Here is a 12,093-nt window from a genome sequence, read left to right as displayed (position 1 = left end):
TAATCTGTGGCAAAAATTATAAAAATACATTTGTAAAAATTTGTGCAAACTTTAATTTAATATTAAAGGTAAAGCAAGAATTCGATAAAGAATCCAAGTGTAAGATAAGTAAAAAGGAAGTTTTAAAACTTTGACTCTTCTAAAATGTTCTGCACACATAATGAAAACCGTAATTCCAAACCAACCTAAAACAAACATTTCCGGAAGATTGATAAACTGATTCAGAATCAAAACCGGAACTAAGATCAAAGATCCCATTAAAGAAACAGTCATTAAATTTCCACCATAATTGATTATAGTTTTTTTATCGAATTTTAAAAGAAATAAGCTTTGAAAAACAATTTGTCCAAATGCCAAAATAATTTCTCTAGTAATATTTGATTTTGGTAAAATCGGAATCAAATTAGAATATCCAAATAGAACAAAACTAGTAATGGTTAATGCGAATCCAATAAAAAGAAATTTGTATTTGTAATTGAAATCAGGCGTGCATTCTAATTTGTTTTCTTCTTTTACAATTCCTGGAATGATTACTTTTCTGTTATAAGAAACAAAAGAATACATTTTTTTCAGAACAAAATGAATCGGTTTTATAGTTGCGATTTTTTCTATTAAAGGAAAAGAAAATCCAATCACTTTTATCAAACTATCAATTCCGTAAGTGACTGTTTTGGTTTTATTATTAATCAACGCAATTTCATTTGGCGCTCGTTTTAAGTCTACAAAACTTTGTTCTTCATCAGAAAGTTGACAATAAGATTTTCTTCCGTTTTCATCAAGCATTCCGCTTTTTACAAAGCCAGTTGTATACAAACTGCAAAGCGGACAATCTTCGTCATAAAGTAAAGTTTGGTTTTCGAGCGTTTTCATGATTTTTGGTTTTAAAGATGAATAGTTTTATGCGTAAAATTTTTCTTCAACAGGAATCAATTTAATTTTGCGCTTGTTTTTAACCGTAATTTTTGAACCTTTAGCCAAGAAAGTAGAAGTTGGTTTTTGAGTTTGAAGAAATCCAAAATCAGTTCCATAATTTTTTTCGAAATCAATATCAATTCGGTGATTTAAAACTTCAAATTGTTCCCATCTTTGATGTGTCACTTCATATTCAAAAGTGGTTTCTTCATCGATTTTGGTGTATCCGAAATAATGTTCTGTAATAAAATCTGCTTCAGAATCAATTTCGATTTTGCTTAACTCTTTTTTGGTTTCAATTTCAATTGTATTCCATTCTTTATCATTTTTCCATTGATAAATAAAAGTATTTGTGTTTTTATTTTCTACGATTTCATGTCTCATTTTCTGAGTTTCATAATGTTCCTGATACAAAGTATTCGCAATAAATGTAATCGCTTTTTTAGGGACAATTTCTTTAATGAAAACTACTCCGCGTTTCCATTCGCCATTTTCAAAGCGTTTGACATAAAATCTCAGATTCACTTCTTCAAAATCGGTATGAAACGGAACTTTTAATCCTAAGGCTTTGGTGTTTTTAAACATAAAACCAACCAAGCTTACGTAGCATTTGTTATTCCAAATGTCAATTTGAGTTCCTGCGGGAAGATATTTTTCTAAAATTTCAGCATCAATTTCATAATTGAAAAGTGCTAAGTTTTTCCATTCTGCTTTTAAGAAGTTCATGAGATTTATTTTTTAATTTTTTAAACTTTCAGAAAAAAATGAAAGTTTAGTTTGAATTTTTTTATTTCATCATTTTTATAACCAGTTTTCCTAGCCAGTTATCATTAAATTCAGTCATTTTGTCCAACATATTGTCTGCTTTTAAAACGAAATCATACAATTTGGTAGTCTGATCTACAAAGTGTTTTTCTTCTGCCGAATCTTTCGCTTCGATAGTCGAAACTTCTTTTAAGATTTTTAGCGTTGGTTTGATTTCTCTTTTGCTTCTTTCTCTCGAGATTTTAACTGCTAATTCGTCTAAATCTTTTTCTGCCGTGAAGAATTCTTTTCTTTCTCCAGCTTTATATTCTTTATAAACAATTCCCCAATCCATTAAACCTCTTAAGTTCATACTGGCATTTCCTCGGGAAATCTGCAATTCTTCCATAATATCTTCCATAGAAACAGGTTCGTTCGAAACCATTAATAAAGCGTGGATCTGTGCCATCGTTTTATTAATGCCCCATTGAGAACCTAATGCTCCCCAGGTTTGTACAAACTTATTTTTTGCTTCTTTGAATTCCATAGACCAAATGTAAGTAAAAGTTTTTAAACTTTCAAAAATAATTGAAACATATTTAACGAATTATAAAGTTATGTTAATTGAATGCTTGAAATTTTTGATTAAATAATGATACGGCTATTTTTGTAAAAATCACATTTTATGGAATTATACTACACATTTTCGGTACTTATTGTACTGGCTTCTTTCTTCGCCTATTTAAATTTAAGATTTTTAAAACTTCCAGGAACTATCGGAATCATGATTATTGCTATGTTGGTTTCGGTAGGAATTCGTCTTTTGGGAGATTCTTACTTTCCTGCAACCACCAAACATTTTTTCGATTTGATAAAAGAATTTGATTTCAATGAGATCTTAATGGGAGCAATGTTGAACTTTCTATTATTCGCAGGAGCTCTACACGTAAACATGTCAGATCTTAAAGAACAAAAAGTTCCTATTATGATTTATTCGACAGTTAGTGTCGTTTTATCAGCGTTAATTATTTCTGTTCTGCTTTATTATATCGCACCGCTTCTCGGAATTACTATTCCCTATATATTTTGCTTAGTTTTTGGAACTTTAATTTCTCCAACCGATCCAATTGTGGTTTTAGGAGTTTTAAAAGAAGCTAAAGTTCCAAAAAGAATCGAAACTAAAATCGTTGGAGAATCGCTATTTAACGACGGAGTAGCGGTTGTAATGTTTGCTGTTGTTCTTAAAATGGCAACAGATCCAACATTTGATGCGACTTTTGGCTCAATTTCTTTGTTGTTTATAGAAGAAGGAATCGGCGGACTTTTATTAGGAGCGGTATTTGGATTTACAGCTTCAAGAGTCATGAAAAAAGTTGATGACTATAAAGTTTCGGTTTTAATCACGCTCTCTATAGTAACGGGCGGATTTTTAGTTGCACAAGCATTACACGTTTCTAGCCCGTTAGCAATGGTCGTAGCTGGATTGATTATTGGAAATTATGGTAAAAAAGTTGCCATGAGTGAAGTAACCAAAGATTATCTGGGAAAGTTCTGGGAACTTATTGACGAAATTTTAAATGCTATTTTGTTTTTGTTTATTGGTTTCGAATTGTTGTTACTGCCAGATTTAAACAAACAATTAATAACAGGTTTTGTAGCAATTTTTATTGTTCTTTTTTCAAGATTAACTTCTATTGTTTTACCTTGGAAATTCTTCGATATCTTTAAGTTCTTCGGAATCAAATCTGCCTACAACAAAGGTTCTCTGATGGTCTTAGTTTGGGGAGGAATTCGCGGCGGAGTTTCTATTGCTTTAGTACTATCGATGCCTGAAGGAGAATACAAAAACCTTTTACTTGAAGTAACTTACATTGTCGTATTATTTTCAATTGTAGTACAAGGACTTACTGTTGGAAAATTAGCAAAAAGAGTTTTGGAGAAAGAGTAGAATATAGAAGATAGAATAAAGAGTAAAGAATCAAAAATTAAGATTTCTTATCTTTAAATTATAAACTAAATATTTTATAAAAAAACCTGCAAGAACGTCTTGCAGGTTTTTTTTATCGTTTATCTTCTTTCGAATAATTGGATTCTCGGTTGATATTAATTTCTCCACCTAAAAAACGAGGTTGTCGATTTCTCAAAACATCAAAAAAAGATTTGAAGATTGAACCATATTCTCGAAAACGAACATAGTTGTAACCTAAATATTCTCCCTTATTTGCCGAATATCCAACTGATTTAATTCCGAGTTTGTTGCCAATGTAAATCGCTCGGTTCAAATGATATTCCTGCGAAATTAAAGTTGCTTTTTTAATCTTAAAAATATGTTTGGCTCGATACATTGTAGAGTAAGTGTCAAAGCCTGCATAATCAACAAAGATTTTTGTGGTATCAACTCCGTGATTAAAACAATAGTTTTTCATAACGGTCAATTCGTCATATTCATCTCGGCCGTTATCGCCAGAAAGTAAAATTTTATTGATGCGTTTTGCTTTCCAAAGCATTATTCCTGCGTCAAGACGATCTTTTAAATATTTACTTGGCTGATTTCCATTAATTCCAGCACCAAAAATGATTCCCACATCATTTTTAGGGAATCTTTTAATGGAATAATAAATGTTCTTTTTGGTCGAAGATTTTACGTAATAGTTTACAGAAACAATTGCGGCCAATCCAATAATTGCAAGGTAAAGGAAGATTTTAAAATATTTTTTCAAAGTTGATAGGTATTAATCTTTAATGTCAACTGCGTTTATTGTTTGGATTTTTCCATCTGCAAAAACCACAATTTTTCCATTAGTTTTCTTTTTGTTTTCAATCATTTTTTTTGAAGAAACTTTTAGACCTTCAACAATTTTATGCTGTAATTCTTTGATTTTATCTTTTGTCATATCTTTAAAAAAGTTTTTATTTCATCAAATAAATTTTCATTGGTAATTTGAATCTCTTCGTTAATCTCTTTTTCGGCAACAAGTATTGGTAATTTATTTGAGTTGTCAAACAACATTACATTGTCGCACTTGTGAAGATAAATTTCAAAGAAATTTTTAATACCACGAATGTATCTTCGTTCTATTACATCTTCGGGGATATTATGACCACCTTCCATTACTCTTACTTTAACTCTTTGTTTTGCTAATTCAATAGAGTTGAGCCAAAAGAAAATTAATGTTACAAAATAACCTTGACTTTGTGCTTTTTTTACAATAGAAATATAGCTTTTTGCAGAAAGAGTTGTCTCAAAAGCAAAGTCGACTTCTTTTTGTAATAGCTCATCTATTCGATTAAGCATTATTCTTCCAGCTTCAAAACTTACTGTTTCAGGTTGAAATGGTGATAAACCTTTTGCGATTTCATCAGCATTTACAAATTCTTTACAGTTTAAAATTTCAGGCAGTATTGAATATGAAGCAGTTGTTTTTCCAGCTCCATTACAACCCGCAATTATATATAGATTTTTTTCTTTCAATATTTTAAATAATACACAAAGATATTAAATATTAAACCAATCCTGCTCTCTTCAATAAAGCTTCCGCTTTTGGTTCCTGACCTCTAAAACGTTTGTACAAAGTCATTGGATGTTCTGTTCCTCCTTTTGAAAGCACATTGTCTTTGAATTTTTTCGCTACTTCTTCGTTGAAGATCCCTTTTTCCTGGAAATATTCAAAAGCATCAGCGTCTAGAACTTCTGCCCATTTGTAACTGTAATATCCAGAAGAATAACCGCCTTGAAAAATATGCGAAAAAGCTGTACTCATCGCATTTTCTTTTACATCTGGATACAATTGTGTATTGGCAAATTGTTCAGTTTCAAAAGCTTTTAAGTCTGTAATATTGGTTGGATCTTGTCCGTGCCAAGCCATGTCTAAAAGTCCGAAACTTAATTGGCGTAACGTTGCCAAACCTTCTTGGAAACTTGCACTTTCTTTAATTTTCTGAACATATTCAATCGGAATAATTTCTCCCGTTTCATAATGATTTGCAAACAAAGCCAAAGCTTCAGGTTCATAACACCAGTTTTCCATAATCTGACTTGGTAATTCTACGAAATCCCAGTAAACAGAAGTTCCGGATAAACTTGGATAAACTGTATCAGCCAACATTCCGTGTAAACCGTGACCGAATTCGTGGAATAAAGTTGTTACTTCATTAAAAGTCAATAACGAAGGTTTTGTTTCTGTTGGTTTTGTAAAATTGCAAACATTCGAAATGTGTGGTCTTTCGTTTACACCGTCTTTTACATATTGTGATTTGAATGAAGTCATCCAAGCACCGTTTCTTTTTCCTTTTCTTGGGAAGAAATCAGCATAGAAAATAGAAACTAAATTTCCGTTAGCATCTTTTACTTCATAAGTTGTAACTTCTTCGTGGTATTTATCAATATCAAAAACCTCAGTAAAAGTTAAACCGTATAATTTTTTGGCAACAGTAAAGGCACCGTCTAAAACTTTTTCTAATTGAAAATAGGGTTTCAGTTTTTCATCATCTAAATTAAAAAGCTGTTGTTTTAATTTTTCAGAATAATAAGCGCCGTCCCATTTTTCTAATTGTTCGATTCCGTCCAGTTCTTTCGCGAAAGCGGCTAATTCTGCAAACTCTTTTTGAGCTGCCGGTTTTGCTTTTGCCAATAAATCATTTAAGAAAGAGAAAACTTTTTCCGGACTTTCGGCCATTCTTTCTTCCAGAACAAAATGTGCGTGCGTTTTATAACCTAATAAATTGGCTCTTTCAAAACGTAATTTCGCAATTTTCAAAACGTTTTCCTGATTATCGAATTCGTTATTTTGAAATGCTTTTGCACCAAAAGCAATTGCCATTTTTTTACGCAATTCACGATTGTCAGCATAAGTCAAAAACGGAACATAACTTGGATGATCTAAAGTGAAAATCCAGCCTTCTTTTTCCTGATTTTTGGCTAATAATCTAGCAGCTTCGATTGTTCCTTCTGGCAAACCTGACAAATCTTTTTCGTCAGTTAAATGTAATTCGAAAGCATTCGTTTCCGCCAAAACATTTTCTCCAAATTGCAGACTCAACTTAGATAGTTCTTTGTCAATTTCTCTTAACTGATTTTTCTTGTCTTCCGGTAAATTGGCACCGTTTCTTGAAAAACTTTTATATTTTTTGTCTAATAAAGTTGTTTGCTCTGGGTTGAGGTTCAAACTATCTTTTTGATCGTAAACCGTTTTTACTCTCGTAAACAAATCGGCATTTAAGCGAATGTCATTTCCGAATTCTGAAAGCAGAGGTGAAACTTCCTGGGCAATTTTCTGCATTTCGTCATTAGTTTCAGCCGAATTCAAATTGAAGAAAATACTAGAAAGACGATCTAAAATATCGCCTGAAAAATCCATTGCTACAATTGTGTTTTCAAAAGTCGGCGCGTCAGGATTATTTACGATTGCATCGATTTCGGCTTTAGCCAAAGCAATTCCTTCTTGAAAAGCTGGAACGTAGTCTTCGATTTTAATCTTCGAAAAAGGTGCAGTGTTATGTTTGGTGTTGAAATATTGTGTTAATACGCTCATAGTGTTGTTGTGTTACGCAAAGGTTCGCTAAGAAGACACAGAGCTTCGCAAAGTTTTTTAAATTACTCTTTGCGAAGCTTTGTGTTTGTTTTGTGAATCTCTGTGGAATTAACTTATTTATTAAGACCTTCAGCAGCTTTATTAACTGCCGCTTTCAATTCTTCTTTATAAGAAATAATAGTATCTAAAACTTTTTTATCATGGCTTCCGATGATTTGTGCTGCTAAGATTCCAGCATTTTTTGCTCCGTTTAATGCAACAGTTGCAACAGGAACTCCGCCTGGCATTTGAAGAATAGATAGAACGGAATCCCATCCATCAATTGAATTGCTTGATTTTACAGGAACTCCAATTACAGGAAGTGGAGACATTGAAGCTACCATTCCTGGTAAATGAGCAGCTCCTCCAGCTCCGGCAATAATTACCGAAATTCCACGGGTATGTGCATTTTTGCTGAAATCGAATAACTTCTCCGGCGTTCTGTGTGCCGAAACGATATCAACTTCAACTTCTACATTAAATTGTTTTAATATGTCGATTGCATCTTGCATAACTGGCATGTCTGAGATGCTTCCCATTATAATGGCTACTTTGCTCATGTGTGTTTTGTTTATTTTGTTTAAGGTTTAAAGTTTCAAGTTTTCGGAAACTTAAAACTGTTACTTCAAACTATTGAGAAATTACTCTAATAGTATTCTTAACTTCCTCAGCAATTCGTCTGGCTTCTTGCATATTTTCATTTACAATCGTAACGTGGCCCATTTTTCTGAAAGGACGCGTTTGTTTTTTACCGTAAATATGAGGAGTAACACCGTTCCATCCTAAAATGGTTTCGATATTTTCATAAACTACATCTCCAGAAAATCCTTCGGCACCTACTAAATTTACCATAACTCCGGCAACTTTACTGTCAGTATTTCCTAAAGGAAGATCTAAAATAGCGCGTAAATGATTTTCGAATTGTGAAGTATAACTCGCTTCAATAGAATAATGTCCAGAATTGTGTGGGCGAGGAGCAACTTCGTTTACCAAAATTTCATCGTCCTGAGTTTGGAACATTTCAACTGCTAAAAGGCCAACATGATTAAAATTTTCTGAAACCTTTAAGGCAACTGCTCTTGCTTTTTCAGCTACTTTATCATCGATTCTTGCTGGGCAGATTACGTATTCAACCTGGTTTGCTTCTGGGTGAAATTCCATTTCTACAACAGGGTAAGTTTTCATTTCTCCTGATATATTTCTTACTACGATCACTGCCAATTCATTTTTGAACGGAACCATAGTTTCTGCAATGCATTCTACATTTGGAAGCGTATCTAAATCTGAAGCTTGGCGAACTATTTTCACGCCATTTCCGTCATAACCAAATTCAGTGCATTTCCATACAAATGGTAATTGTAAATCGTTGATTTTAGATTTTAGTTGATCTAAATTTTCGAATCTTTCAAATGGTGCAGTTGGGATATTATTTTTAGCGTAAAAATCTTTTTGAACACCTTTATTCTGAATTCCTTTTAAAGTTTTTGGAGATGGATATATTTTTAATCCTTCGTTTTCTAATTGCGTTAAAGCTTCAAGATTGACCAATTCGATTTCGAAAGTCAAAACATCAACTTTTTTCCCGAAGTTGTAAACGGTTTCATAATCCATTAGATCGCCTTGAAAGAATTTGTTGCAAGCGATTTTACTAGGCGCTTCGTCACTCGGATCTAGAACGTAAGTTTGTATATCAAATTTTCGGGTATCGAACAAAAGCATTTTACCCAATTGTCCGCCACCTAATATTCCCAATTTAAAATCAGAAGAAAAATAATTCATTTTGTGTTGTTGTTTTTGCAAAGATACCTTTTAATCTTTTTTTAGCCAAAATTTAGTTTTTGCAACAGATTAAAAGGATTAAAAATGAATTTTTTAAGTTGCCACGGATTACACGAATTTATACGAATTGCATTGCGTGAAAAATTTGTGCTAATTCGTGTAATTTGTGGCGAAAAAAAAGAAAGTATAAATCATTCTAATCCTTTTAATCTGTGGCTAAACCTATTTTATTTTTTTCAAAACTTCTTTTGCGACGGCTTTATAAGCAGCAGAATGATCTCCGAAATCTTTGTCAATAATCACTTTTAGTTCAGGATGAATCCAATCGTAATGATTTCCTAGAATGTATAAAGTTCTAATGGAATAGGCTTTTGTTGCGACTTTAACATCACTTATTAGCCAGTCAAAACTTGCTTCAATACAGTCTTGTAGATTTTCTTCAGAAAGTTTAATGCAGTTTTCATTTTTCTTGTAATGTGATTTTATAAGAAGCTGTACCACTTTTGCAATTGGGCGAAGCGAACTTTCATCTTTTAAAACTTTCAAGTTGGAACAGAAAAAATCGAGATGAGGCTGAAGCCAATTTAATTCTTCATAAGAAACAAATTCCAAAATCCAGCAGGCTTTATGATTGTTTTTGTCTTGGGGAGAAAAGCAAATCGAAACCAATTCTTTATAAAGTGAATGGTTTTCTAAAACATCTTGCGCTGCCTTGAGACGGTTTTCTCTATAAGCATTTACGTAATCCAATTTTTTTTGCAATTCAGACGGCATCGTTTTTTGGTATTTAATACAAGGCTAAAATAAGTAATTTAATGAGATAATTCCGTAATAATTTATTGGTAAGCCTGGGTAATAAAATCTTGGCTGTGCATTTCCTACTGCAGTTGCGTTGGTAAGAATCATCGAAGCGTACTTTTCATTTGTTATGTTATTTACGCCAGCATCAAAATGTGCTTTTAAACCCGATAGAATTTCGAATTGATAACCAGTTTTTAAATTCAAAAGAGAATAAGAATCTGAAAAATTGGCATTTGAATCATTCATTGGGATTTTATCTGTGAACTGAAAATCGGCTGAAAGATAAAACCCTGAATTTGTGTTTAGAATAAAACCAGCGCTTGCTGTATTTGCGGGAACTCCAGTTAATTTGTTTCCAGAATAATCATTTCCGTTGTCGACAAATTCTTTGAATTCATAATTTCCGATTGAAGTTCCAACATAAGAATTTAAATTAAAAGTTTGATTGATTGGCCAATTGTGGTTTAATGAAATTTCGATTCCTTCATGAAAAGTTTTTCCAGCATTTACGCCTTCGTATTGATCGTCACCAATTCTTTTCGCAACCAATAAATCTTTAATTTCCATTCGGTAAATGGCAATTTGTGTATAAAGTTTTTTGTTGAAGAAATGCAATTTTCCGCCCAATTCAAAATTATAACCTGTTTCGGGTTTAATGTCTGGATTAATGTTTCCTGTTGAGGTTAAAGTTTCTTCGGTTGCAGGAAGAGAAAATCCTCGGCTTACAGAAAAGTAAAAAGTTCGAACTTCATTCGGTTTGTACAAAAAAGAAAGTTGTGGCGAAAAAATCCCGTCATAACTATATTTTTCCTTCGGATTATTCGCGGAAGCGGGAAAATCATTCAGAAGTTCAAATTTGGTTTTGTTGTAATTTAATCCTGCTTGAATTTCAAATCGATCAGAAAGTAAAGTTCGAATTTGAGAAAAGATATTGTAAAAATCTCTTTTTTGATCAATTGCTGTAAGTTGATCGCCTTGCAAACTTCCATTTCCATTATTTTGCTGATAGAGATTTTCGAAAGTATTTCCGCTATAATTATCTCTGAAATATTCAATTCCGCCGATAAATTGATTGTTGATTTTTCCGATTGTAAAATCTCCTGAAAATTGAGTTCTCAAGCCTGATGCAAAAGTATATTGGCGTAAAATATCAAAAGGACGTGGTTCGTTGCTGTCTTTATAATTAATAAAAACAGAAGTCGAATTGTTGAGGTGGTCGTTTATTTTGAAATCATAAGCCAATCCGCCAAGAGTCGATTTATATTCTTTAAAACCTTTTGAAGCGACCCACGTGGGTGCGCCTGATTGCGGATTATTGTCGAAAGCCGTTTTGTTTATGGAACTTGGAATATAAGCTTTCAAATAAGTATAATTCGAAAAGTAAGTCAGTTTGCTGTTTTTCTTTCGGAATAATTCTCCAGAAAGTGTAATTCCTTCGCGATTATAAGCGCTGTTTTCGCGCCAGCCATCTGTTTTTAAATTGTGATAATTCAGACTTAAAGAAGAGCTTTTTTCATTCAAATCAAAACTGACTCTGTTTTTCAGTAATCCAAAAGAACCAAAAACAGAACTCATTTCGGCTTGATATTCGCCTTTTTTTAATGTTTGAGGAGAAATTAAAATCGCGCCACCCAAACCCGCTCCATAAATACTCGAAAGCGGTCCTTTTATAACTTCAAGTTGATTGATGTTTTGAAGATCAATATCGTCAATTACCGTTTCGCTGTTTCCAGATGTCAGCGAAATGCTTCCGTAAAAAGCTCTGATTTTATTCGTCCCGTAAGGAGTTCTCGCACCGATTCCGCGAATCGAAATTCGGGTTGTCGTGATATTTGACGATTGCATAAAAACGCCAGGAATTGTATTAATGACATTGCTAATGTCTGTAGTGTTATTTCGAAGTAATTCTTTTTCGGATAAAATGCCAATCGATGCGGGACTATTCTGTAAATCACGATTGATATGAAGCGGACTTATTAAAACTTCGTTCAGTTTTTGAGTTTTGACAGAATCAATATTTTGGACTTCTTTTTCTTGTGCAATGAGATTTTGTAAAATCGAAAAAACAATAATTAGAAAATAGTATTTTTTTAAAAACATATATTTTATGTAGCAATTCTTGGAGTTTGGAATTTAATCTGAACAGATTAGTATTGGGATTTATTTTAACACATAGAAACACAGCATTGATTGAGGCAAAAAAGGCGTTTCAATTATTATAGTAACTTCTTTTTAAACAAAAATCTATGTCTCTATGTGTTTAAAATCTTTTTATAGTTGGAATTTG

The 12,093-nt window shown here is 32.6% G+C and carries 12 protein-coding genes; 1 reads left to right on the top strand and 11 read right to left on the bottom strand.

The genetic code is table 11. The features are described 5' to 3' along the window. Positions 1 to 51: 51 nt before the first annotated feature. The 3 genes from M0M44_RS02145 to M0M44_RS02135 form a co-directional block, all read right to left on the bottom strand. Positions 52 to 870 carry a thiol-disulfide oxidoreductase DCC family protein gene (locus M0M44_RS02145; RefSeq protein ID WP_248728299.1) on the bottom strand — a complete coding sequence of 273 codons (819 nt, stop codon included), beginning with the start codon at positions 868 to 870 and terminating at the stop codon, positions 52 to 54. A gap of 27 nt (positions 871 to 897) precedes the next feature. Further along, positions 898 to 1,638, bottom strand: a complete 741-nt coding sequence (locus M0M44_RS02140; RefSeq protein ID WP_248728298.1) for a YqjF family protein — start codon at positions 1,636 to 1,638, stop codon at positions 898 to 900. Positions 1,639 to 1,699: 61 nt separating this feature from the next. Continuing rightward, positions 1,700 to 2,203 carry a GbsR/MarR family transcriptional regulator gene (locus tag M0M44_RS02135; RefSeq protein WP_129054171.1) on the bottom strand — a complete coding sequence of 168 codons (504 nt, stop codon included), beginning with the start codon at positions 2,201 to 2,203 and terminating at the stop codon, positions 1,700 to 1,702. Between the two features lie 138 nt (positions 2,204 to 2,341). Between M0M44_RS02135 and M0M44_RS02130 the strand changes: the two genes are divergently transcribed. Beyond that, positions 2,342 to 3,604, top strand: a complete 1,263-nt coding sequence (locus M0M44_RS02130; RefSeq protein WP_248728297.1) for a cation:proton antiporter — start codon at positions 2,342 to 2,344, stop codon at positions 3,602 to 3,604. Between the two features lie 112 nt (positions 3,605 to 3,716). Here M0M44_RS02130 and M0M44_RS02125 read toward each other — a convergent pair whose 3' ends face one another. The 8 genes from M0M44_RS02125 to M0M44_RS02090 all read right to left on the bottom strand — a co-directional run bounded on the left by M0M44_RS02125 (position 3,717) and on the right by M0M44_RS02090 (position 11,906). Then, positions 3,717 to 4,376, bottom strand: coding sequence for a SanA/YdcF family protein (locus tag M0M44_RS02125; protein WP_248728296.1), 660 nt, complete (start codon positions 4,374 to 4,376; stop codon positions 3,717 to 3,719). A 12-nt stretch (positions 4,377 to 4,388) separates the two neighbouring features. Further along, on the bottom strand, positions 4,389 to 4,550 hold the full coding sequence (locus M0M44_RS02120; protein WP_162789261.1) for a hypothetical protein: 162 nt from the start codon (positions 4,548 to 4,550) through the stop codon (positions 4,389 to 4,391). Continuing rightward, on the bottom strand, positions 4,547 to 5,128 hold the full coding sequence (locus tag M0M44_RS02115; RefSeq protein WP_248728295.1) for an ATPase: 582 nt from the start codon (positions 5,126 to 5,128) through the stop codon (positions 4,547 to 4,549). The genes M0M44_RS02120 and M0M44_RS02115 overlap by 4 nt, the downstream gene beginning before the upstream one ends. 31 nt (positions 5,129 to 5,159) lie before the next feature. Further along, positions 5,160 to 7,187 carry a M3 family metallopeptidase gene (locus M0M44_RS02110; protein WP_248728294.1) on the bottom strand — a complete coding sequence of 676 codons (2,028 nt, stop codon included), beginning with the start codon at positions 7,185 to 7,187 and terminating at the stop codon, positions 5,160 to 5,162. 113 nt (positions 7,188 to 7,300) lie between these two features. Next, positions 7,301 to 7,786, bottom strand: a complete 486-nt coding sequence (purE, locus tag M0M44_RS02105; RefSeq protein ID WP_068843754.1) for a 5-(carboxyamino)imidazole ribonucleotide mutase — start codon at positions 7,784 to 7,786, stop codon at positions 7,301 to 7,303. 70 nt (positions 7,787 to 7,856) lie between these two features. Next, the gene (locus M0M44_RS02100; RefSeq protein ID WP_248728293.1) at positions 7,857 to 9,005 is read right to left on the bottom strand and encodes a 5-(carboxyamino)imidazole ribonucleotide synthase; all 1,149 of its coding nucleotides are present in this window, start codon (positions 9,003 to 9,005) and stop codon (positions 7,857 to 7,859) included. 222 nt (positions 9,006 to 9,227) lie between these two features. Beyond that, the gene (locus tag M0M44_RS02095) at positions 9,228 to 9,779 is read right to left on the bottom strand and encodes a hypothetical protein (protein WP_248728292.1); all 552 of its coding nucleotides are present in this window, start codon (positions 9,777 to 9,779) and stop codon (positions 9,228 to 9,230) included. A gap of 24 nt (positions 9,780 to 9,803) precedes the next feature. After that, positions 9,804 to 11,906: a TonB-dependent receptor gene (locus M0M44_RS02090; protein WP_248728291.1), complete on the bottom strand. Its 2,103-nt coding sequence runs from the start codon at positions 11,904 to 11,906 to the stop codon at positions 9,804 to 9,806. Positions 11,907 to 12,093 lie beyond the last annotated feature (187 nt).

The sequence above is a fragment of the Flavobacterium humidisoli genome, assembly GCF_023272795.1.
In the GTDB taxonomy this organism is placed as follows: Bacteria; Bacteroidota; Bacteroidia; order Flavobacteriales; family Flavobacteriaceae; genus Flavobacterium; species Flavobacterium humidisoli.
This window is presented reverse-complemented; position numbering and strand designations above follow the sequence as displayed.